Here is a 21,440-nt window from a genome sequence, read left to right as displayed (position 1 = left end):
ACGACATCCCATCTGGAGGGGCGGGTCATACGGCGGCCAATTGCTCGAACCGACGCCGCTGTTCCGCCTGCGCGGTCTCGACGGCCTCGCGGGTGACGACGCCCCGCGCGACCAGATGGTCGCCGATGCGCCCGTCGCGCTCCGGACGATAGTCTTCCATGGCGGCGTCGAAGGCGGAGCGCTGCAGGAGGCCCTGCTCGATCAGCAGATCGCCCAGCAGGGGCACGCTGCCCTTTTCGCTCGTCTCGAAGGTGTCGCCCTGTTCGGTCAGCAGGCGCAGGGCGGCGGCGATCTCGCTTTCGCGCGCGATCATCTGCTCGGGCGTGCCGCCGAGGGCCGGGGCGAGCGCGGCGAGAACCTCCGGCTTCAGCGGGCCGCCCACGGCGATGCGCGGCACGCCGTCCTCGGCACCGAGGAAGATGAAGCGGTGGCGCACGCACAGGCCGAGATCGACCTGGCGGCCAAAGCGGCGCACGGTCGCGGCATCGATATGGGCGCGCGGCAGATCCGATTGCGCGGAAATCGCCTCCGCCAGGGTTTCGTCGTCCAGCCAGCCCTGGAAGATCAGCAGCCGGCCGAGGGGAATGTCGCGCTCAGCCTGGAGCGTCAGGGCATGTTCCAGGCGGGCTTCGTCCAGCACCTGCCAGGACATCAGCAGGTCTCCCAGGCGCCGGCGACGCAGCAGCAGTTCGTCGGCGGTGGGGAAGGCGTGCATGGTCTTGTCCCATGTCACGGCCTGCCCGAACAGCGAGGTTTGGATGAAGATGCGCCAGGCGCGCAGCGTCGCCATGAAGTTCACGGCGTTGCACACCACGAGGCGCGGCACCGAGAGCACGGCCTGCTGCCAGCCGTAGAGGCGCCAGACGAAATAGGCGCGCTGGCTGATGCGCAGCAGCAGGGCGAACGTGTTGAACCACAGGATGTAGAGGATCCAGCTGTTCTCGGTGAACAGCGGCGGGTAGCGCAGGGTCCAGGCCCCCAGTTCGGCGGCGATGTAGAAGCCGACGAAATTCAGCACCAGGAAGTAGGCGAGCGTGCTGACGATGGAGGTGATGATGGACTTGCGGTCGCGCACCAGCAGGTATTTCGTCGCGAGCGAACCCGGCCAGCCCTGCTGGCGCCAGCTCTGCAGGGCGATGCCCAGCGTCCAGCGGGCGCGCTGGCGATAGGCGGCGCGGAACGTGTCGGGGAAGTATTCGCGCACGCACAAAGGCATGTCCAGGGTGGTGGTGTGCACCCCGCTGCCCAGCCAGGAATAGCGCTTCACCTGGTATTTCACCGGGAAGCGCACGAAAATGGACCGCATGCCGAGGCGCGACAGGCGCATGCCGATGTCGTAATCCTCGGTCACGCTTTCGGTGTTGAACGGGCGGTTGTTATTGGTATCGCAGAGCGCCTGCAGCGCGCGGCGCGAGAAGCCCGTGCCGACGCCCGCCGACGGCACCATGCCGGAGATGCTCTCGCGCACCGGCAGGTCCTTGGCGTGCCATTCGGCGAATTCGTCCATATAGGTGCCCGCGACCAGCTCGAACCATTCGCGTTCCAGCGAGATCACCGGCAGCTGGATCAGGTCCTTGCGCGGGATCAGATAGTTGAACAGCCGCATTTCCAGCGGGTGCGTCACGTCCTCGCTGTCGTGCAGGATCACACCGGTGAACTCGATGCCCTTTTCCTGCTCGTAGAGGAAAATGGCCTGCACCACCCAGTTGAGGCAGTCGGCCTTGGAGGTCGGGCCGGGATGGGGCACTTCCACGCGCTGCAATTGCTTGATGCGCCGGCGCATGCGCTCGACTTCCACGATGGTGGCCGCATCGTTGGGATAGGTGCCGACGAAGATCGTGTAATCGCGATAGTCGAGCGTATCGACCAGCGTCTCCAGCATGCCGGCGATCACGTCCGCTTCCAGCCACGCCGGAATCATGATGGCAAACGGCTGTTCCGGCCGTTCCAGCAATTGCTCGACGGTGAGCGGGCGGTAGACGCGCTTGATGGTGAGCGCGCGATAGGTTTCGCGCACCCAGAAATAGATGTCGATGAACAGGTCATCCAGACTGGAAATCAGGATGATGATCGCCACCACGGCGGCGACCCATTCCAGGGCCGCGTAATAATCCGCGGCTCCGTAGGTGAGAAGATATGCCATCACGCCACGCCGCCTTGGTCAGGCATCACGGTTCCTCTCGCGTGCGCCGGCGCGCCCGCTGAGCAAGAACCACGAACAACAGGAACAGCAGGATTGCGACGCCGACGGCGGCCGGTCCCCAGGCAGGACCGCGCTTGAGGAAGTTGCTGAACGGATCGCTCTCCGCGCCTGTTTCCCGCGTCAGTGTCGCCGAATTGGTGTCGAGAGTCACCGCCGGCCCCGTGGAGGTCAGCAGGCTGATGTCGCCGGCGGCCAGCAGGAACGGCTTCTTCCACTCCGGCGCATTGGCGCCGATGGTGCGGTAGACGAGGCCGATCTGCCGCCCCGAGGTGACCGCCTCGATCACGCCGAGATTGGTGAGCGAGCCCACGTCCAGCATGGTCTGCTCGTTGCTGCCGTTGATGGCGAGGCGGCTGCCCTCCACCTTCACCTTGCTCGTCACGTTGCCGACGCGCGTGTCGATGGCGAGGAAGGCCCCGTCCGGCGTGATCTCGGCGCCGTCGCCGGCCACCGTCAGGATCGCGCGCTCGGGGGTGACGCCGGAGGCGACCGCCAGCGAGATCACCCGGCGCAAGGTCTTGGGGTCGCGCAGATAGGATTGCGGAATGATGACGTTGGCGCGCGTGGCGAGCCGCGGCATGGCGCCGAAGAAGTCGATGGTGGCCGGGGCATCCACCAGCACCGCGCGGCTGGAGGGCAGCACCGCCACGGGGAAGGCCTGCGGCGTCTCGCGGCAGCGGTCGCTCATGGGCTGGCGCTGGAACGAGATCTTCAGCACGTTGCGGGCCGCCAGGGCGTAGCGCGGCACCTGGACCGGAATGCGCTCGGTGATGCCGTTGGCGGAGAGCCGGCGGGCCCCGAGCAGGTAATCGTTCAGCGTGATCGAGGCGATCGGCGAGGAATCGCCGGCGCTCGGGGAGGCGGAGACGTCCACCAGGAATTCGGAGGGCACGCGCCCGCCGCCCAGCAGGGTGCCGAGGTCGAACGTGGCGCTCCAGTCGCCGCGCGCCAGCACGTCGAAGGTGCCGGTGCGGCCGCCGAGGCGCGAGAGGTCGATGGAGGTGACGCCGGAGAAGTCGGGCGTCGTGGCGACGCGCACGTTGGCCGCCGGCACCACCAGCATCTGACGCCACAGGTCCGAGAGCACGCCGGAGGCCTGCGCCGCCGCCTGGGCGGAGATGGCGATGACCGGCTTGCCGGCGATGGTCACGAGGCGGATGTTGTCGTCGCTCTGGGCCGCATTCGCCATGAGCTGGGCGCGCAGGGGCGCGAACGCGCTGGCATTGTCGGCGGAGCCGCCGCGCAGATCGTCTTCCAGGGCGCGCACGGCCTGGTCCATCTGGTCGCGCAGGGCCGGGTCCTCGATGATGAAGTCGGCCGAGAAGCCGCCCTGGCGGGCGAGCGCGATATAGGCGCCGAGTTCCGCCCGGCTGGCGATGCGGTGGCGGCCGCCGCCGGCGAAGGCCGCGAAGGCGGGCAGCGAGGCGAGGCCGGGCGACAGCACGATGCCGGAGGTGTCCACCTCCTGCCCGACGCCGGGCATGACGACGATGCGCGGCAGCTTGCCGGCCTGCTGGAGCACGGTGCCGATGCGCCAAGCGGCATCATAGGTGGCCTTGGAGAGATCGCCCGGCGGAATGAGGATCACCGGGCGCGGCGGCAGCGCGCTCCAGGCGGTGGCGAGGTCGCGGATGTCCGAGGCGTTGTAGGTGTAGGTGAAGCGCGTGGTCGGGTCGAACTCCAGGATATTGCCGATGGAGCGCTCGTCGCCGCACAATTCCTGGGAAATGACGGAGGACCAGGCGAGGTTCAGATTGACGAAGCCGGTGGGGCGGATGTCGCCGGAAATCGGCAGGAGCTCCGAGACGGTGCCCTTGTCGCCATCCACCGGCCGCGAGAATTGCGGGGTGCCGTCCACCGAGACCACATAAGTGGTGTGGCCGCCGTCGCCGCGCAGATAGCGCCCTTCCAGCTTGATCTGGGCATCGCGGATGCGCACGCCGGCGGGGACGGGAAGGAAGATTTCGCGCCGCGCGTCCATGCCCCACAGGGAGATCGGCCGGTCGATGCCGAGGTCTTCCAGGTTCAGGGTCACGGTGATCGCCCGGTCGCTGGCGAGCCGGCCGAGGGCGGCCGTCGGGGTTTCCGGGGCGGGCGCGGCCTGGGGGGCCGTGGTCTGAGGCGACGTGGCTGGGGGGGCCGCAGTCTGGGGCGCCGGGCTCTGTGTCGGCTGCGCCTGGGCGGTGCGAACCTGCGGGGGCTGGGCCTGAGCGTGTGCGCCCGTCACGAGACAGGTCTGCGCCATCGCCGCAAGGGCAAGCAAGACCGGCAAGTGACCATTGTGCTTAATCATCGTCGCGTCTCGAAAGGGAATTGTGCGGGGCTTTTTCAGGTATCGGTTCGGCTGGACTGGAAAAGTGGCGTTCGAAAACCCAGACCGAAGACCCCGGACGATGCATTCTGCTTCTAGGACTATGGCCAGGAAGGATTTGGATATCCTGTGGATAGCTAGAGCGCAAGAAGAAGTGGGATTACTCAAATACCATTGTCTGAGATTTTTGCCTTGCGGAGCGACGAATCGCGCTTCGACCGACGCGGCGTCGTGTGGAATCGCGCCTGTTTGGCCGATCGCCCGTGGTCCCATCCCTGACGTGGTGGAACTCATCTCCCGCCCCCCGGCATCTGCGCGGCGGCGATGCCACTGGCATTCGACCCGCAGGTGCATTTCCGTAAGATATCCTGCCCGCGGAGCGGTCGATGTCGACCGGCCAGCGGACCTCCGACTCTTTCTATTGCAGCCCTTGGTTAAATTTTCCCACCTCCCGCGCGTGTTTTGATCAGGCGAGGCTGGCGCCAGTGGGGCCGCGTGGGGCTATGGACAGGGGCGGGCGGCCTTTGCTAAACGTGGATCGCGCTCCCGGCTTCGCAACCGCGGGCGGTTTAGGTTCCTTCAGGTGCGGCCCTGGCGGCTAGGGCCTGAAGGGGTTTCCTCAACGGCGCAGTTTTGGCTTGCGGCGTTGCGGGCGTAGTTCAGTGGTAGAACGACAGCTTCCCAAGCTGTATGTCGTGGGTTCGATTCCCATCGCCCGCTCCAATTCGCCCTCGCCGCGCCCTTATCCCCGGTGCGCGCGCGGACCCTGCTGAGATCGCAGACATGCCCAAGCTCATCATGCGGATCGACTTTCCCCCCGCGGATCGTCTCGGGCGCGGGAAAATCGAATTGCTGGAGCAGATCCGCAGCGAAGGCTCCATCACCAATGCGGGGCGGGCCATGGGCTTGTCCTATCGCCGGGCCTGGATGCTGGTGGCCGCGATGAACCGCATGTTCTCCACCCCCGTGGTGGAATCCAAGCGCGGCGGCGGCGGCGGCGGGGGAGCAGCCCTCACCCCTTTCGGCGAAGAGCTCATCGCGCGCTTTCGCGGCATGGAGGCCAAGGCGCGCAAGGCGCTGGCCGAGGACATATCCTGGCTGGAAGCGCGTTATGTGCCCAGCGAGGAGCCAGACCCGGACGGCCCTAGCCCCGACTCTCCGCCAGCGCCACGGATTTGACCACGGCAAACACCGCCATGCCCGTCTGAAGGCCGAGCATCTCGCGCGAGAAGGTGGTCAGCCGCGCCAGCAGCGATTGCCCGCCGCACACCAGGCGGATGTCGATCATGCCGTCGGCCGGCTGGCCGATTTCCGCGATCTTCCCTTCGAGCACGTTGAGCGCGCTGAGCCCGTGGGGCGGGGCGAGCGAGATCATCACGTCACGGGCGGGAATGCGCACCCGCACGGTGGCGCCGGGCTGCTGGTCGCACAAAGGCACCCGCATCTGCCCGCTGCCGGTGTCGAGCACGGTCATGCGGTGGGCGGGGTCGTGGGCGGCGACCTTGGCTTCGATCACCGCGCCGCTCTCGGCGCGCCCGGTGGCGGCCACGAGGTCCGGCTGGGTCAGCACCTGGTCGGCCGAGCCGATGGCGACCGTGCGCCCTTCCACCAGCACCACGATGGTGGAGGCGAGGCGCGAGACCTCGGCCAGGGAATGGCTGACATAGACGATGGGAATGTGGGTCTCGTCCCGCAGCCGTTCGAGATAGGGCAGGATCTCGGCCTTGCGCGCCTCGTCGAGGGCCGCCAGCGGCTCGTCCATCAGCAGCATGCGCGGCTCGGAGAGCAGCGCCCGGCCGATGGCGACGCGCTGCTTCTCCCCGCCGGAGAGCGCGTCGGGCCGCCGGTCGAGCAGATGGCCGATGCCGAGCAGGTCCACCACCTGCGCGAGATTGCCCGCCCGCAGGGAGGCCGGTGCGAACCAGCGCCCGAACAGCAGGTTGCGCCGCACCGAGAGATGGGGGAACAGGCGCGCTTCCTGGAACACATAGCCGAAGCGCCGCTTGTGCTTGGGCACATAGATGCCGCGCGCGGTATCCACCAGCACCACGTCGTCGAACACGACCCGGCCGGCATCGGGCCGGATCAGCCCGCCGATGACATTGACGAGGGTGGATTTGCCTGATCCCGACGGGCCGAACAGAGCGGTGACGCCGGCGTGTGAGGCAAAGCGCGCGTCGAGGGTGAAGTCGCCCAGCTTCAGCTTGGCTTCGACCAGCAGCGTCATCGCAGGTCCGCCTTCCGGCCGGCAAAATGGGCGAGGATTTCGGAGGCGATCAACGCCGCCATGGAAATGGCCACCGAAATCAGCGTCAGGCGCAGGGCGCCGGCATCGCCGCCGGGCACTTGGGTGAAGCTGTAGATGGCGGCCGAGAGGGTCTGCGTCTCGCCGGGAATGTTCGAGACGAAGGTGATGGTGGCGCCGAACTCGCCCATGGCTTTTGCGAACGAGAGGATCATGCCGGCGATCACCCCTGGCAGGATCAGTGGCAGCGTGACGGTCAGGAATACCCATATCGGGCTCGCGCCGAGGGTGCCGGCGGCGTCCTCCAGCTTGCGGTCCACCGACTCGATGGAGAGGCGGATGGTCCGCACCATCAGGGGAAAGCCCATCACCGCGCAGGCCAGCGCCGCCCCGGTCCAGCGGAATGAGAAGACGATGCCGAAATAGGTGTCGAGAAAGCTGCCGATCGGCCCGCGCCGGCCGAACAGCAGCAGCAGGATGAAGCCCGTGACCACCGGCGGCAGCACCAGCGGCAGATGGACGATGCCGTTGAGCACCGATTTGCCCCAGAAGCGGCCACGCGCCAGGGCGAGTGCCATCAGGAGGCCGAAGGGCAGGCTGGCCAGCATCGCCACGGTGGCGATGCGCAAGGTGAGAACGACCGCCGTCCATTCGTCGGCGCTGAGATGCATGAAATCCACGCAGGTGTTCCAGGCGTCGGAGGAGTGGTGGCGCGCGGCGCGCCACACGCTTCACTTTAGGACAGTGAAGCCCTGCTTCTCAAATGCCGGCTGCTCCTTCGCCGAGCGCATGAAGGCGAGGAAGGCGGCGGCGTCCGGATTCTTAGAGGCCGCGACCAGCGCCACGGGATAGATGATCTTCGGGTGGCTGTCTTCCGGGAAGGTGCCGACGATGGCGACGCTCGGGTCGGCGGCGGCGTCGGTCTGGTAGACGATGCCGTAGGGCGCCTCGCCGCGCGAGACGAGCAGCATGGCGGCGCGTACGCTTTCCGCGCCCGCGACCTTGTTTTCCACCGAGGGCCAGACGTCGAGATAGGTCAGCGCCGCCTTGCCGTATTTGCCGGCGGGCACGCTCTCCACCGAGCCCATGGCGAGCCGCCCGCCCTTCAGCAGGCCGGCGAGGTCGAAGCCCTTCTTGATGTCGACCGGCTTGGCATTGTCCTTGGGGGCGATCAGCACCAGGCGATTGCCGAGGAAGTTCACGCGGGTCGCATCCTGGATCAGCTTGCGGCTGGCGGCATAGTCCATCCAGTCGAGATCGGCGGAGATGAAGATATCGGCCGGCGCGCCGGCCTCGATCTGCTTGGCGAGCCCGGAGGAGGCGGCATAGGAGATGCGCGTGGTCTTGCCGGTTTCCTTCTGCCAGTCGGCGGCCACCGCATCGAGGGCGTTCTTCAGGCTGGCGGCGGCGAAGATGGTGACCGGCTCGGACTGGGCATGGGCGACGCCCGCGAGCGGAAGGGTGCCGAACCAGGCGCCGCTCAGGGCGACGCATGCAATCTTCAGCCATGTGCGGCGGGCCAGATTCATTTTCCCTCTCCGAGTGCGGTGCCGTGGTGCAGCGCGATATATTGTGAAATATAACGCCGCGACGATTTTCGCTAGCGATATATTTTCTAAACTATGTCGATGTGGGGCGTGGCGGGCAGGACCCATCGGGCTCCGCGCCATCATTGGAGGGGATCATGAAGATCAGTGCGCGGAATGTGTTGAAGGGCAAGATCTTGGAAATCACCAAGGGCGCGACCACGTCCCACGTGCGCCTCGACCTGGGCGGCGGCGCGACCGTGACCGCTTCCATCACCAACGAGGCGGTGGACGAACTGAAGCTCGAAGTCGGTCAGGAAGCCGCCGCCATCATCAAGGCGTCGGACGTGATGATCGCCGTTCATTGAGGCCGGGCGGACGCCGCCGTGGGCGGCCCCGTCTTCTCAGGCCGCGCCCCTGGCGGCGCGGCCATCCGTGCGCGGCCTTCGTGCGCAGGCGAGCATGGTATCGTCGCGCGCATCGCCGGGGCCGCACCGGAAAAGGGCTTTCTCGATGTTCGTCCGTCAGCTGCATTATCTCCTGGCGGTCGCCCGCGAACGGCATTTCGGGCGGGCGGCGGAAGCCTGCAACGTGTCCCAGCCCACTTTGTCCGCTGGCCTGCGCAAGCTGGAGGAGGAACTGGGCCAGCCGCTGGTGGTGCGCGGCCACAGGTTTTTGGGGCTCACCGCCGAGGGCGAGCGGATCCTGCAGTGGGCCCAGCGGATCGTCGCGGATTATGACGGGCTGAGGCAGGAATTGTCCGGCCGCGGCGCCGGCCTTGCAGGCCAGCTGCGCATCGGCGCCGTGCCTGCCACCTTGCCGGCCATCCCGCCCCTCGTGAACGCTTTCTGCGCGCGCCATCCCGAGGTGCGGGTGCAGATCCATTCGCTCAGCTCGGTCGCGATCCAGCGCGGGCTCGACGATCTCGACCTCGATGTCGGCGTCACCTATCTCGACACCGAGCCGCTGAGCCGGGTGAGCGGGTTCGCGCTCTATGAGGAAGCCTATGTCTTCGTCACCGCGCAGGCCGACGAACATGCCGGCCGCGAGACCATCAGCTGGCGCGCGGCGGCGGAAAGCCCGCTCTGCCTGCTGACGGGCGACATGCAGAACCGGCGGATCATCGACCGCGTGCTGGCGCAGGCGGGTGTCGCCTCGCGCCCGCGCATCGAGGCCAACTCCTTCTTCGGCATCTGGTCGCAGGTGGCCTCCGGCGCCTGGGCGAGCATCGTGCCGCAGACCCATTTGTCCAGCTTCGGGCGCATCGAGGGGGTGCGCGCGCTGCGCTTGGTGGATCCGGTGCACACCCAGGCGGTGGGGCTCGTCGCCACCGACCGCGATCCCAAGCCCCCGGTGGCCGATGCCTTCCTGCGGATCGCGCGCGGCTTCGTCCAAGGCGCGCTGCGCACGCTCTGAGGCGCGCCGCGCCGCCCGTCGCCGGGCGGTTCCTGGAACCGTTCCATCATTGCCTTCGCCTATGAATTCTTGCGTCCAATCGATTGGACGCGCGCGGTCCGCCGGTCTTCACTGAGCCGGTCGAAGCGGCACCGTGCGCCAAAGCGCGCCGCCCCGAACGCGGAGCAGAACCGGCATCGCCTCAGGCGGGCGGTTGCTCCGCCCCCGCCCAAGATCCGGCATGCCTAACGCCTTTGCGGCGAATGCCGAGGCCTGCCTTCAGGAGGAAACCATGGCGAAAATTGTCTGCGTTCTCTACGACGATCCCGTTAACGGCTATCCCAAGACCTATGCCCGCGACGATCTTCCCAGGATCGACCATTATCCCGGCGGCCAGACCCTGCCGACCCCGAAGGCGATCGATTTCCAGCCCGGCACCATGCTGGGCAGCGTTTCAGGCGCGCTCGGCCTGCGCAAATACCTGGAATCCCTTGGCCACACGCTGGTCGTGACCTCTTCCAAGGACGGCCCCGACAGCGTGCTGGAGCGCGAACTGCACGACGCGGAAGTGGTGATCTCCCAGCCGTTCTGGCCGGCCTATCTCACCAAGGAACGCATCGCCAAGGCGCCCAAGCTGAAGCTGGCGCTCACCGCCGGCATCGGCTCCGATCATGTGGATCTGCAAGCCGCCATCGATGCCAAGATCACGGTCGCCGAGGTCACTTATTGCAACTCCATCAGCGTCGCCGAGCACGTGGTGATGATGATCCTCGGCCTCGTGCGCAATTATCTCCCCTCCCACGATTGGGTGCGCAAGGGCGGCTGGAACATCGCCGATTGCGTCGCCCGCTCCTATGACGTGGAAGGCATGCATGTGGGCACGGTGGCCGCCGGGCGTATCGGCCTTGCGGTGTTGCGCCGCCTGAAGCCGTTCGACATGCACCTGCACTATACCGACCGCCACCGCCTGCCGGCCGAGGTGGAGGCCGAGCTGAACCTCACCTGGCACGCGACCCGCGAGGAGATGTACGGCGTGTGCGACGTGGTCACGCTGAACTGCCCGCTGCATCCCGAAACCGAGCACATGATCAATGAGGAGACGCTGAAGCTGTTCAAGCGCGGCGCCTATCTGGTCAACACGGCGCGCGGCAAACTGTGCGACCGCGACGCCATCGTGCGCGCGCTCGAAGGCGGCCAGCTCGCCGGCTATGCGGGCGATGTGTGGTTTCCGCAGCCCGCGCCGCAGGATCACCCCTGGCGCACCATGCCCCACCACGGCATGACGCCCCACATCTCCGGCACCTCGCTCTCCGCTCAGACCCGTTATGCGGCCGGCACGCGCGAGATTCTGGAATGCTATTTCGAGGGCCGGCCGATCCGCGACGAATATCTCATCGTCGATGGCGGCAAGCTCGCCGGCGTGGGGGCCCATTCCTACAGCGCCGGCAATGCCACCGGCGGTTCGGAAGAGGCTGCCAAGTTCAAGAAGGCCAGCTGACGCCAGGGCCTGGTCCGACGAGTCCGATCAGGTTGAAACAGCCCGGCGGCGCCAAGGTTTGCGGTGCCGCCGGCCCTAGGATTGTTCTTTTCCCCTTTCCTCCCCGCCTTGCCGGGGCGCGCGGCACGTCATTGCGCCGCGCGGGAGGGGCCGCGTGGCGCGTGTCGCTCGTGGCCCTTTCCGCGCGGTGTGCCGCCCGCTCCGGCGATCTTTCCCCCCGTGCCCGTCAGGTGTCGTGCGGGTCGTCCAAAGGCTGGCCGAGCGTGCGCAGGGTCCAGCGCCGGCCGTCGGTGCGCAGGTCAGTCAGGCTCAGGGGCGCGATGTCGATCTGCCAGAAGGCGTCAGGCGCCTGGAGAAGCCCGGCCACCAGCGCCCGGACATTCGCCGCGTGGGTGCATGCGATCAGATGGCCATGGCTCTCGCGCTGGCGGTCCAGCCAATCCTCCATGCGGGCGATCAGCGCCGTGCGCGATTCGCCGCCGTGCGGCGCGGCCTGGGGCTCGCCGCGCCAGAGGGCGAGCGCGCCGGGATAAGCCGTGTCCACCTCAGCGAAGGTGAGGCCCGCCCAAAGCCCACAGTCCCAATCCTGAAGATCCACATCCGTCTCGGCGTTAAAGCCGAGGGCCTGTGCGGTTTCACGCGCGCGCAGGGCCGGCGCGGCGAGCACCCGGTCGGGCCGCCGCAGCCGGCCGCGCCAGGCTTGCGTCTGCGCGAGGGCGCGCGGCTCCAGCGGTTCGTCGCACGGAAAGGCGCCGGCCCGCATGGCGGCGGTGGCACCGTGGCAGATCAGCGTCAGGCGATTGGCCATGGCGACGGGGCAACCTCGCGGTATCAGGCGGGGACATCGAACGGCGGCCGGCGGGCCGGGCGGGTGCCCGGTTTGCCACATTGTTTGTTTGACACAACCTGTATCCCGCAAATAGTGTCGGAGCTTCGCTGCGGGTGAGGAAGTCGGTGAAAATCCGACACGGTCGCGCCACTGTAAGCGGCACGCCATTCCGGCTGTGCCGCAAGTCAGACCCGGCCCGCAGGGTTTTGTTCGATTTCGGGACGCGCAATCCCAGGAGACCCAGCATGGCCGACACCCTTCTTTCCGGTTCCTCCCTCGGCGCTGCGGCCGGCACGCAGACCATCTCGGTCAGCGAACTTCTGCCCTGGGCGGTGTTCGGCGGCCTGCTGATGCTGCTCGCGCTCTATTTCGTCGGCGCCGAACAGGGTGCGACCTCCCTCATCCCCGGCATGTATGTGCATGAATTCCTGCACGACGGCCGCCATCTGCTCGGCTTCCCCTGCCACTGAGGGGGATGCGACATGGTTGGGTCTCTCCTGCTTCGCGGGATGCTTGTCGGCGTCCTCGCGGGCCTGCTCTCGTTCGGATTCGCGCGCGTCTTCGGTGAACCCGCGGTCAACCGCGCCATCGCCTTTGAGGAAGCGCATGCGGAAGGGCCGGCGCCCGCCGCCGCTCCCGCATCCCCGGCGGCGACGCCGCATGTCCATGCCGACGGCAGCACGCACATGCATGCCGCCGCCCCGGAACCCGCCGCCGCAGAGGGCCATTCCCATGGTGGCGAGGAGGAATTGGTCAGCCGGTCCACCCAGGCCGGCCTCGGCCTGCTGACCGGCACCGTGGTCTATGGCGCCGCCATGGGCGGCATCTTCGCGCTGGTCTTCGCCTTCGCCCTTGGGCGGGTGGGTCCGCTGTCCCCGCGCGCCACGGTGGTGCTGCTGGCGCTGGGCGGGTTCTTGGCCATCGTGCTGGTGCCGGGGCTGAAATATCCCGCCAATCCGCCCGCCGTGGGCGACGGCGCGACCATCGGCTTCCGCACCCAGATGTTCTTCCTGATGCTCGCGGCTTCGCTGGTCGCGCTCACGGGCGCCGTGCTGCTGGCCCGGCGGCTCGCCGCCCGCCACGGCGCGTGGAACGGCATCGTGGCGGCGGCCCTCGCCTATGTGGCGGTGATCGCCCTGGTGCAGATGGCGCTGCCGACCATCAACGAGGTGCCGGCCGAATTCTCGGCCTCGCTCCTGTGGGAGTTCCGCATCGCCACGCTCGGCATCCAGGCGGTGCTATGGACGACCCTCGGGCTGGTCTTCGGCCCGCTCGCCGAGCGCAGCCTGCGCGCCCATCGCGGCGTGCGCCTCGCTTCCGCCGGCGCCCTGCGCTGACCAGCTTGCGCTGGGCCGGTTCGGTGAGCCGGGGGGACCGCTGTGTCGGACCCCCGGGTGCGCCGCCGGTGGTGCCCTTTTGGTCGCTGTCGGCCCGCGTCGATCCCTCAGAAGCGGGCGGCATTCGGCATGCCGAAATGTGATGCGCAATATCGGAGCGAAAAGCCGGTGTGATCGGCCGGAAAACCGCGGTGAAGCCCCAGTAAACCGATGTTCGTCTAGCTTAAGTCATTGTTTCACGTGAAACATTTTTGGTGAATGTGGGTGGCGGGGCGCGCCTAAAGGCTCGCTGCCGCCCGCGCCGCCTGATCGTAATGGCCGGAGAGCGTGCGCAGCAAGGCGGCGATTTCCGAAAGCTTTTCCGGCGCAATGCCGGTCGCGGCCACGGTCTTGGTCAGCAGCGCCTCGCGCACCTCGCGATAGCGCTGGCAGGCGAGGCGCCCCTTCTCGGTCGCCGCCAAGGTCTTCTCCTTGCCGCGCCGGCCGCCGGAAACCAGCCCCAGCGCCTGGAGCTTCTTGGCCGCATAGGTCACCAGGTGCGTATCCTCCACATCCAGCACCAGGCACAGATCGGCGATGGTCTTCGCCCGGTCGCGGTGGGCCACATGGTGCAGCACCAGCACGTCGAGCGAGGAGAGATCCGGCAACCCGGCCGCCGCCATGCAGCGGACCATCCAGCGCTGATAGCCGTGGGTGATCATGTTGAGGCCGAATTCCAGCTCCGAGAGCGCCGGCAGCGCCCCGTCCGCGAGATGGGCCGAGGAGACGATCGAGCCGAGCGGGCCGGAGGAGATCTTGCGATCATCGCTGGCGGCGGCCGAAGGGGGGGAGGGGCGTCGGGTCATGCGGCGTGGCGTCTATCTGTTATTGGGCATGGACCGCGGCGGCCGGCCGAGGCGTCTTCAGTGAAACGCGCCGGCGCGGATTTCGCGGAAAGACCGGCCCTTGCGGGGCCGGCCAGCGTGGGGCGGCGCGCCAGCCGCGCGCCGCAGCCTCAGGCGTCGAGGCTCATTTGTTGAAGGTGGCGAGGATGGCTTCGCCGTCCGGGCCGGCCTTCTTGATCCAGTCGGCGGTCAGCTGCTTGCCGATCTTCTCGAAGCCCGCCCGCAGTTCGGCGGAGGGCGGCTCCACCTTCATGCCCTTGGCCTGGAGCTGGTCGACATACCATTTGCTCTTTTCGATGGAGCTCTTCCAGCCACGTTCCTCGGCTGCGGCGGCGGCCTTCAGCACGGCCTCCTGAGTCGGCTTGTCGAGGGCCTCGAACGCGGCCTTGTTCACGAACACCATGTTCTTCGGCAGCCAGGCCTGGACGTCGTAGAAATAGGGAATGCTTTCCCAGATCTTCACGTCATAGCCAGTGGCGGCGGAGGTGATGAGGGCGGTGACCACGCCGGTGGCGAGCGCCTGCGCCAGTTCGGCCTGCTGCACGGTGACGGACTGGGCGCCAAGCAGATCGCCGATGCGCGAGGTGCCGACATTATAGGCGCGCCATTTGGCGCCCTTCAGATCCTCGACCTTGGTGACAGGGTTCTTGGAGAAAATGCCCTGCGGCGGCCAGGGCACCGCATAGAGCACCATAAGCCCCTGCGATTCCATCTTCTTCTCGACGAACGGGCGAGAGGCCGCCCAGAGCTTCTTCGAGCTTTCGTAGGAGGTGGCGAGGAACGGAACCACGTCGACGCCGAAGATCGGATCCTCGTTCTCGTGGATCGACATGATGACCTCGCCGGCCTGGGCCTGGCCGGTCGCCACCGCGCGCTTGATCTCCGGCGCCTTGAACAGGACGGCGTTGGGATGAAGCGTGATCAGCAGCTTGCCGCCGGACAGGGTTTCCACGTCCTTGGCGAACTGAGCGATGTTCTCGGTGTGGAAATTGTCCGCCGGGTAGGCGGAGGGAAGGTTCCACTTGGTCTGGGCGAGCGCTGGGGCCGCCGAGAGCGTGGCGATGCCGGCTGCGACGAGCGCCGGTGCGAGGAAACGCAAGCGTGCCATTTTGTATCCCTCTTCTGGTTGGCTTTGACGGCGGTGGATCACCCGGGGAAGGCCCAGCGCGGCAGCACCAGGACGATCTCCGGGAAGGTCGTGATGATGATGACCGCGACGTTGAGCAGAATGAAGAATGGAAAAGCAGCCTTGGCCACCGAGAGCGTATCGCGCCCGCTCATGTTCTGGAGCACGAACAGGTTGAAGCCCACGGGCGGCGTAATCTGCGCCATCTCGACGTGGATGACGAGGTAGACGCCGAACCAGACGAGGTCGAACCCTGCCTGCTTCACCATCGGCAGCACGATCACTGCCGTCAGGACGATCATCGAGATGCCGTCCACGAGGCAGCCGAGGATGATGTACATGACGGTCAGCGCCAGGGCGAGCTTGCCGGGGGTGAGGTTGAGCCCCTGCACCCATTCCGCCAGCGCCACCGGGATGCCGGTATAAGCCATGGCGGCGGTGGTGAAGGCCGCGCCGGCGATGATCAGCATGATCATGCAGGACAGCCGGGTGGCGCTCATCACGCTCTCGATGAACGCGGTCCAGGTCAGCGTCCCGCTCCAGGCCGCCAGGGCAAGCGCGCCCATCACGCCCCAGGCGGCGCATTCGGTCGCCGTGGCGAGGCCGAGGATGAGCGAGAGAAACACCCCCGCGATCAGCAGCAGGCACGGCAGCAGGCGCGCCGATTGGCGTAGCTTTTCCCGGAACGGCATCCGCGGGTCGCGCGGCGGCGACTTGGACGGGTTGAGCAGCGCCCAGATGATGATGTAGCCGCTGTAGAGCGCCATCACCAGCAGCCCCGGCAGGAAGCCGCCGAGGAACACCTGGAGCACCGAGACATTGGCCGTGACCGCATAGACCACCATCGGGATCGACGGCGGAATGAGCAGGCCGAGCGTGCCCGAGCCGGCCAGCGTGCCGATGCTCATGCCCTTGTCGTAGCCGCGCTTGTCCAGCTCCGGCAAAGCGATCTTGCCGATGGTGGCGCAGGTGGCGGCGGAGGAGCCGGAGACCGCAGCGAAGATCCCGCAGCCCACCACGTTCACATGCAGCAGGCGGCCGGGAAGCCATTGCAGCCACGGCGCAAGGCCGCGGAACATCTCTTCCGACAAGCGTGTTCGGAACAGGATCTCGCCCATCCAGATGAACAGCGGCAGGGCGGCGAGCGTCCAAGAGGCGGTGGCGCTCCACACGGTGGTGGCGAGCACCTGGCCGATGGGCACGTTGGTGGTGAGCACCATGGCCGCGAGCCCGACGATGCCGAGGCCGAAGGCAATCCACACACCGCTGGCGAGGATGGCGACGAGAAGCAGAAGCAGCACGATGGAGAGCTGCGCCAGATCGAAATGCATCATGGCTCAGACGCCTCCGCCGGCAGCGATGCGCTCGACCAATTCATCTGGCGAAGTGGCGGGTTCCTTCTCATAGCGGGGCCGGTTGCCGCCCGCGACATGGACAAACTCGTCCAGCATGGCGATCAGCAATATCACCAGCCCTGCCGCATATCCGCTCTGCGGAATCCAGAGCGGCACGGCGATCACGCCTTGCGACATGTCGTTGAAGAGCATGGATTCATAGGCGAGTTGCACGGCGTTCTTCGCGAAATAGGCGAGGAAGGCGATGCCGATCGTCAGGGCCACCAGTTCCGCCGCCTGACGGGAGCGGCCGTGGAGCCTCTCGAGCAGCAGGCCCACGCGGATCATGTCGCCGGCCTTGAAGGTGTGGGCGAGGCCGAGAAACGCCATCGCCGCCATGCACCAGGCGGTGAAATCATCGCCGGCGGGAACATTGAGGCCGAACTCGCGGCCGGCAGAAAGGGCGATCATCAGGCCGAAGATCGCGAGCAGGAAAAGCCCGGCCAGGATGCCGGAGAGAAGATAGAGCCCGTCGAGCGCCTTGCGGATCATGCGCGCCCTCCGCAGATCGGATGTCGGCGCCGCCCGGCGGATGTGTCTCTATCCTTCGCGACGCTGCGCGCGCGCGTTTTCAACCGCCGTCGATGGCGGAATTCTTCCCTGGTCATCTGAACCCCTCAAAAGTCTGTCCGGCGCCCTTCGGGCTATGCCCTGGGTGCTCTCGAAAGATATGCTGGCCTCAACCTGTCATTTCGTCAACAAAATGTTGACGTTTTTTATCCGACATGACTTCATTCGTTTCGCAGACGCCTAACTGACGTGGCATCCAGGCAAACGATCGATGCTGCAGAGTGGGCCAGACGGATCGAGAATAGGAAATTCTAATTTTGAGCCCATTCATGCTGAAATCGGTATCAGTCCGATGCGGCGTGAAGGGTGGTTGAACAGCGCGGACCGCTTGGGCGGTGCAGAAAACGGGCCAGCCGAACCGGCGCGGTTCCGGCGACCATCAGACGACGCAGGGGACAGATATGGTGACGAACGCGGACGCGGAGATTTCTTCGGGCAAGCGGGGTGCTTGGGAATTCTGGATCGACCGCGGCGGCACCTTCACCGACATCATCGGGCGCCGGCCTGATGGACATCTGGTGGCGCACAAGGTCTTGTCGGAAAACCCGGGCGCATATCGCGACGCGGCGGTACACGGCATTCGCGAGTTGCTTGGCCTCAAGGCAGGGGAGCCCATACCCGGCGGCCTCGTTTCTGCTGTCAAAATGGGCACGACGGTCGCCACGAACGCGCTTCTTGAGCGCAAGGGCGACCGCACCCTGCTGGTGACGACACGCGGCTTCAAGGACGCGCTGAAGATCGGCTATCAGGCGCGACCCAAGATTTTCGCCAAGAAGATCGTTCTTCCCCACATGTTGTTCGAACGCGTGCTGGAGGTGGGCGAGCGTGTGCGCGCCGACGGCACCATCGAGGCGGCGCCCGATCTGGACGCGGTGCGCGCGAGCCTGGTGGAGGCACGCGAGGCCGGCATCGTGGCGGTGGCGATCGCCTTCATGCACGCCTATCGCTTCCCCGAGCACGAGCGGCAGATCGCGGCATTGGCGCGGGAGATCGGCTTTCCGCAGGTTTCCGTGTCCCACGAGGTTTCCCCGCTCATCAAGCTGGTGGGGCGAGGCGACACTACGGTGGTGGATGCCTATCTCTCGCCAATCCTGCGCCGCTATGTGGGGCAGGTGGCGGAGGAACTGGGAGCCGGGGAGCCCGAGGGCGCCGACCCGATCCGCCTGATGTTCATGATGTCCTCTGGTGGGCTGACCGCCGCCAATCTGTTTCAGGGCAAGGACGCACTGCTTTCCGGGCCTGCCGGCGGCGTGGTCGGCGCGGCGGAAACCGGCGGCATTGCCGGGCTTGAGCGCATCATCGGCTTCGACATGGGGGGCACGTCCACGGACGTCTGCCATTTCGACGGCGAGCTTGAGCGAGCTTTCGACACGGAAGTCGCCGGCGTGCGCATTCGCGCGCCCATGATGCGCATTCACACGGTGGCAGCGGGCGGGGGATCGATCCTGCATTATGATGGCTCGCGCTTCCGCGTGGGGCCGGACAGCGCGGGCGCCAATCCCGGCCCGGCCTGCTACCGGCGCGGCGGGCCGCTCGCGGTGACCGACGCCAATGTGATGCTCGGTAAGCTCATTCCCGATTTCTTCCCGAAGATCTTCGGCCCAAACCAGGATCAGGCGCTCGATGCCGATGCGGTGCGCGAACAATTCGCCGCCCTCGCGGCCGAGATGGGGGATGGCCGCACCGCCGAGGCCGCCGCCGACGGCTTCATCACCATCGCGGTGGAGAACATGGCCAATGCGATCAAGAAGATCTCGGTGGAGCGCGGCTATGATGTCACCCGCTATGCGCTGACCTGTTTCGGCGGGGCGGGCGGGCAGCACGCCTGCCTGGTCGCCGACGCGCTGGGCATGAAGAGCGTCCATATCCACCCCTTCTCAGGCCTGCTGTCGGCCTATGGCATGGGCCTCGCCGCCATCCGCGCCCATCGCACAAAGGCTGTCGGCGTGCGCCTCGAAGCCGAGGCTTTGGCCGCGCTCGAGCAAACCCGGGACGCGCTCGCGGGGGAGACGGTGGCGGAACTCGTGGGGCAGGGCATTGCTCAAGGCGATGTCGAGACGCAGGCCAAGCTGCACCTGCGCTATGAAGGCACCGATACGCCGCTCTCCGTCGCACTTGCCGACGTGCAGGCCATGCTTCGCGAGTTCGAAGCCAAGCATAAGGGCCAGTTCGGCTTCGTCTCGCCCGAAAAGCCGGTGGTGGTCGAGGCCATCGAGGTTCAGTCCTCGGGCGGCGGGGCTGGCATCGCGGAACCTGATCATGCCCTGTGCGAAGGCGCCCCGCAGGCGGACCGCACGGCGCGCTTCTTTTCGCGCGGCGAATGGCATGAGGCGCCCGTTGTGCTGCGCGCGGCGTTCCGGCCGGGCATGGTGCTGCAAGGCCCGGCCATCGTCATCGAGCCCAACCAGACGGTGATCGTGGAGGCCGGCTGGCGGGCGGAAGTGACGGTGAAGGACCATCTCCTGCTCACCCGCGCCGTGGCCTTGAAGCGCGCCGAGGCGGTCGGCACGCACGCCGATCCCGTGATGCTGGAAGTGTTCAACAACCTCTTCATGTCCATCGCCGAGCAGATGGGCGTAACACTCCAGAACACCGCCTATTCGGTGAACATTAAAGAGCGGCTGGACTTCTCGTGCGCGGTCTTTTCCGGCACCGGCGAACTGGTGGCCAACGCGCCCCACATGCCGGTGCATCTTGGCTCCATGGACCGCTCGGTGGAAACCGTGATCCGCGAGAATGATGGCGCCATCCGCCCCGGTGATGTGTTCGCGTTGAACGCTCCGTACAATGGCGGCACGCATCTGCCGGATATTACCGTGTGCTCGCCGGTGTTCGACGATGAGGGGAAGGAGTTGCTGTTCTGGGTCGCCTCGCGCGGCCACCACGCGGACGTTGGCGGCGTCGCTCCCGGTTCCATGAGCCCGCGCGCCACGGTGATCGAGGAAGAAGGCGTCTATATCGACAATTTCAAGCTGGTGGACCAGGGCCGCTTCCGCGAGGCGGAACTTCTGGATCTGCTCTCCGGCGCGAAGTATCCCGCCCGCAATCCGGTGCAGAACGTGGCGGACCTCAAGGCGCAGATCGCCGCCAATGAGAAGGGCATCCAGGAATTGCGCAAGATGATCTCGACCTTCGGGCTCGATGTCGTCACCGCTTATATGGGCCACGTGCAGGACAACGCCGAGGAGAGCGTGCGCCGGGTTCTCGATCGTCTCAATGACTGCGAATACAGCTATGAGATGGACCAGGGCACGGTGATCAAGGTGAAGATCACGGTGGACAAGGCGGCACGTCGCGCCACGGTGGATTTCACCGGCTCCTCCCCGCAGCAGCCGACCAATTTCAACGCGCCGGCCCCGGTCACCCGGGCGGCGGTGCTCTACGTCTTTCGCGTGATGGTGGAGGATGAAATCCCCATGAACGCTGGCTGCCTGCGGCCCATCGACATCGTGGTGCCGCAGGGCTCGATGCTCTCGCCGGTCTATCCCGCCGCGGTTGTGGCCGGGAATGTGGAGACGTCCCAGGCGGTCACCAATTGCCTGTTCGGCGCGCTGAAAGCCATGGGCGCGTCCCAGGGCACCATGAACAACCTCACCTTCGGCAACGAGAAGATTCAGTATTACGAGACCATCTGCTCGGGTTCGCCGGCGGGCCCCGGCTTCGACGGCACGGACGCGGTGCACGTGCACATGACCAATTCGCGCCTGACCGACCCGGAAATCCTGGAAACCCGCTTTCCGGTTCTGCTGGAGGATTTCCACGTGCGGCCGGGCTCCGGCGGGCGGGGGCAGTGGAACGCGGGCGCCGGCACCTACCGGCGCATCCGCTTCCTAGAGAAGATGGATTGCGCGCTGCTGTCTTCGCACCGGCGCGTCCGTCCCTTCGGCGTGGACGGCGGCGAATATGGTGCGGTGGGCGAGGGCTTCGTGCGCCGCAACGATGGGTCCTACGACGTCATGGAAGGCTGCGACCAGACCGTGCTCGAAGCCGGCGAAGCGGTGATCGTCATCACGCCGACGGGTGGCGGTTTCGGGGATCCGGCCTTGCGCAAGGGGTGATCCACGCGGCGTGATCTGAAAGTCCGGATGCCGTCGTCCGCACGTCCTTGGTGGTGTGGGCGAT

At 66.8% G+C, this 21,440-nt stretch carries 17 protein-coding genes, 1 tRNA gene and 1 riboswitch; of the genes, 8 read left to right on the top strand and 10 right to left on the bottom strand.

Annotated elements, in window-relative coordinates:
- Positions 1 to 25: 25 nt before the first annotated feature.
- Complete coding sequence (locus tag V5F68_RS17210) at positions 26 to 2,143, bottom strand: glycosyl transferase family protein (RefSeq protein WP_394014383.1); 2,118 nt, start codon at positions 2,141 to 2,143, stop codon at positions 26 to 28.
- A gap of 25 nt (positions 2,144 to 2,168) precedes the next feature.
- Positions 2,169 to 4,496: a hypothetical protein gene (locus tag V5F68_RS17205; protein ID WP_394014234.1), complete on the bottom strand. Its 2,328-nt coding sequence runs from the start codon at positions 4,494 to 4,496 to the stop codon at positions 2,169 to 2,171.
- A gap of 666 nt (positions 4,497 to 5,162) precedes the next feature.
- Between V5F68_RS17205 and V5F68_RS17200 the strand changes: the two genes are divergently transcribed.
- Together V5F68_RS17200 and V5F68_RS17195 are read left to right on the top strand one after the other, a co-directional pair.
- A tRNA-Gly gene (locus V5F68_RS17200) sits at positions 5,163 to 5,237 on the top strand.
- A 60-nt stretch (positions 5,238 to 5,297) separates the two neighbouring features.
- Complete coding sequence (locus tag V5F68_RS17195) at positions 5,298 to 5,693, top strand: winged helix-turn-helix domain-containing protein (RefSeq protein ID WP_394014233.1); 396 nt, start codon at positions 5,298 to 5,300, stop codon at positions 5,691 to 5,693.
- On the opposite strand, the gene modC is transcribed toward V5F68_RS17195, so the two are convergent.
- From modC to modA, 3 genes are read right to left on the bottom strand one after another with little or no spacing between them, the layout of a single operon-like run.
- Positions 5,659 to 6,741, bottom strand: coding sequence for a molybdenum ABC transporter ATP-binding protein (modC, locus tag V5F68_RS17190; protein WP_394014232.1), 1,083 nt, complete (start codon positions 6,739 to 6,741; stop codon positions 5,659 to 5,661). The genes V5F68_RS17195 and modC overlap by 35 nt on opposite strands.
- Positions 6,738 to 7,430 (bottom strand): molybdate ABC transporter permease subunit, encoded by a 693-nt coding sequence (modB, locus tag V5F68_RS17185; RefSeq protein WP_394014382.1) that lies wholly within the window; start codon positions 7,428 to 7,430, stop codon positions 6,738 to 6,740. The genes modC and modB overlap by 4 nt, the downstream gene beginning before the upstream one ends.
- A gap of 60 nt (positions 7,431 to 7,490) precedes the next feature.
- Complete coding sequence (modA, locus tag V5F68_RS17180) at positions 7,491 to 8,288, bottom strand: molybdate ABC transporter substrate-binding protein (RefSeq protein WP_394014231.1); 798 nt, start codon at positions 8,286 to 8,288, stop codon at positions 7,491 to 7,493.
- A 155-nt stretch (positions 8,289 to 8,443) separates the two neighbouring features.
- Here modA and V5F68_RS17175 point away from each other — a divergent pair, with 155 nt between their 5' ends.
- The 3 genes from V5F68_RS17175 to V5F68_RS17165 all read left to right on the top strand — a co-directional run bounded on the left by V5F68_RS17175 (position 8,444) and on the right by V5F68_RS17165 (position 11,178).
- Positions 8,444 to 8,653 (top strand): TOBE domain-containing protein, encoded by a 210-nt coding sequence (locus V5F68_RS17175; RefSeq protein WP_394014230.1) that lies wholly within the window; start codon positions 8,444 to 8,446, stop codon positions 8,651 to 8,653.
- Positions 8,654 to 8,798: 145 nt separating this feature from the next.
- On the top strand, positions 8,799 to 9,701 hold the full coding sequence (locus V5F68_RS17170) for a LysR family transcriptional regulator (protein ID WP_394014229.1): 903 nt from the start codon (positions 8,799 to 8,801) through the stop codon (positions 9,699 to 9,701).
- A 271-nt stretch (positions 9,702 to 9,972) separates the two neighbouring features.
- Complete coding sequence (locus V5F68_RS17165; RefSeq protein WP_394014228.1) at positions 9,973 to 11,178, top strand: NAD-dependent formate dehydrogenase; 1,206 nt, start codon at positions 9,973 to 9,975, stop codon at positions 11,176 to 11,178.
- A 226-nt stretch (positions 11,179 to 11,404) separates the two neighbouring features.
- On the opposite strand, the gene V5F68_RS17160 is transcribed toward V5F68_RS17165, so the two are convergent.
- A complete protein-coding gene (locus tag V5F68_RS17160) occupies positions 11,405 to 11,986 on the bottom strand; it encodes a histidine phosphatase family protein (RefSeq protein WP_394014227.1) in 582 nt (193 codons plus the stop codon).
- Positions 11,987 to 12,097: 111 nt separating this feature from the next.
- Positions 12,098 to 12,251: riboswitch (adenosylcobalamin (AdoCbl) riboswitch) on the top strand.
- A 1-nt stretch (position 12,252) separates the two neighbouring features.
- Here V5F68_RS17160 and V5F68_RS17155 point away from each other — a divergent pair.
- Both V5F68_RS17155 and V5F68_RS17150 read left to right on the top strand, forming a co-directional pair.
- Positions 12,253 to 12,477 (top strand): CbtB domain-containing protein, encoded by a 225-nt coding sequence (locus V5F68_RS17155; RefSeq protein ID WP_348844225.1) that lies wholly within the window; start codon positions 12,253 to 12,255, stop codon positions 12,475 to 12,477.
- A 12-nt stretch (positions 12,478 to 12,489) separates the two neighbouring features.
- On the top strand, positions 12,490 to 13,344 hold the full coding sequence (locus V5F68_RS17150) for a CbtA family protein (RefSeq protein ID WP_394014226.1): 855 nt from the start codon (positions 12,490 to 12,492) through the stop codon (positions 13,342 to 13,344).
- 278 nt (positions 13,345 to 13,622) lie between these two features.
- Here the strand turns inward: V5F68_RS17150 and V5F68_RS17145 are convergent, their stop codons facing one another.
- From V5F68_RS17145 to V5F68_RS17130, 4 genes are all read right to left on the bottom strand, one after another.
- Entirely contained in the window at positions 13,623 to 14,189 is a 567-nt protein-coding gene (locus V5F68_RS17145; protein ID WP_348844227.1) for a winged helix DNA-binding protein, read from the bottom strand.
- Between the two features lie 163 nt (positions 14,190 to 14,352).
- Positions 14,353 to 15,336, bottom strand: coding sequence for a TRAP transporter substrate-binding protein (locus tag V5F68_RS17140; RefSeq protein ID WP_394014225.1), 984 nt, complete (start codon positions 15,334 to 15,336; stop codon positions 14,353 to 14,355).
- A 38-nt stretch (positions 15,337 to 15,374) separates the two neighbouring features.
- Complete coding sequence (locus V5F68_RS17135; RefSeq protein WP_394014224.1) at positions 15,375 to 16,688, bottom strand: TRAP transporter large permease; 1,314 nt, start codon at positions 16,686 to 16,688, stop codon at positions 15,375 to 15,377.
- 3 nt (positions 16,689 to 16,691) lie between these two features.
- The gene (locus V5F68_RS17130) at positions 16,692 to 17,240 is read right to left on the bottom strand and encodes a TRAP transporter small permease (RefSeq protein WP_394014223.1); all 549 of its coding nucleotides are present in this window, start codon (positions 17,238 to 17,240) and stop codon (positions 16,692 to 16,694) included.
- Between the two features lie 479 nt (positions 17,241 to 17,719).
- Here V5F68_RS17130 and V5F68_RS17125 point away from each other — a divergent pair, with 479 nt between their 5' ends.
- On the top strand, positions 17,720 to 21,376 hold the full coding sequence (locus V5F68_RS17125) for a hydantoinase B/oxoprolinase family protein (RefSeq protein WP_394014222.1): 3,657 nt from the start codon (positions 17,720 to 17,722) through the stop codon (positions 21,374 to 21,376).
- Positions 21,377 to 21,440 lie beyond the last annotated feature (64 nt).

It is taken from the genome of Roseixanthobacter pseudopolyaromaticivorans (assembly GCF_043195145.2).
Classification (GTDB): domain Bacteria; phylum Pseudomonadota; class Alphaproteobacteria; order Rhizobiales; family Xanthobacteraceae; genus NCEH01.
The sequence above is the reverse complement of the archived record's forward strand: the minus strand, read 5'-3'. Positions and strand labels throughout refer to the sequence as shown.

Coding starts and splice junctions, on each gene's coding strand:
- V5F68_RS17210 (WP_394014383.1), bottom strand. CDS start 2,143: ATGGCATATCTTCTCACCTACGGAGCCGCGGATTATTACGCGGCCCTG.
- V5F68_RS17205 (WP_394014234.1), bottom strand. CDS start 4,496: ATGATTAAGCACAATGGTCACTTGCCGGTCTTGCTTGCCCTTGCGGCG.
- V5F68_RS17195 (WP_394014233.1), top strand. CDS start 5,298: ATGCCCAAGCTCATCATGCGGATCGACTTTCCCCCCGCGGATCGTCTC.
- modC (WP_394014232.1), bottom strand. CDS start 6,741: ATGACGCTGCTGGTCGAAGCCAAGCTGAAGCTGGGCGACTTCACCCTC.
- modB (WP_394014382.1), bottom strand. CDS start 7,430: ATGCATCTCAGCGCCGACGAATGGACGGCGGTCGTTCTCACCTTGCGC.
- modA (WP_394014231.1), bottom strand. CDS start 8,288: ATGAATCTGGCCCGCCGCACATGGCTGAAGATTGCATGCGTCGCCCTG.
- V5F68_RS17175 (WP_394014230.1), top strand. CDS start 8,444: ATGAAGATCAGTGCGCGGAATGTGTTGAAGGGCAAGATCTTGGAAATC.
- V5F68_RS17170 (WP_394014229.1), top strand. CDS start 8,799: ATGTTCGTCCGTCAGCTGCATTATCTCCTGGCGGTCGCCCGCGAACGG.
- V5F68_RS17165 (WP_394014228.1), top strand. CDS start 9,973: ATGGCGAAAATTGTCTGCGTTCTCTACGACGATCCCGTTAACGGCTAT.
- V5F68_RS17160 (WP_394014227.1), bottom strand. CDS start 11,986: ATGGCCAATCGCCTGACGCTGATCTGCCACGGTGCCACCGCCGCCATG.
- V5F68_RS17155 (WP_348844225.1), top strand. CDS start 12,253: ATGGCCGACACCCTTCTTTCCGGTTCCTCCCTCGGCGCTGCGGCCGGC.
- V5F68_RS17150 (WP_394014226.1), top strand. CDS start 12,490: ATGGTTGGGTCTCTCCTGCTTCGCGGGATGCTTGTCGGCGTCCTCGCG.
- V5F68_RS17145 (WP_348844227.1), bottom strand. CDS start 14,189: ATGACCCGACGCCCCTCCCCCCCTTCGGCCGCCGCCAGCGATGATCGC.
- V5F68_RS17140 (WP_394014225.1), bottom strand. CDS start 15,336: ATGGCACGCTTGCGTTTCCTCGCACCGGCGCTCGTCGCAGCCGGCATC.
- V5F68_RS17135 (WP_394014224.1), bottom strand. CDS start 16,688: ATGATGCATTTCGATCTGGCGCAGCTCTCCATCGTGCTGCTTCTGCTT.
- V5F68_RS17130 (WP_394014223.1), bottom strand. CDS start 17,240: ATGATCCGCAAGGCGCTCGACGGGCTCTATCTTCTCTCCGGCATCCTG.
- V5F68_RS17125 (WP_394014222.1), top strand. CDS start 17,720: ATGGTGACGAACGCGGACGCGGAGATTTCTTCGGGCAAGCGGGGTGCT.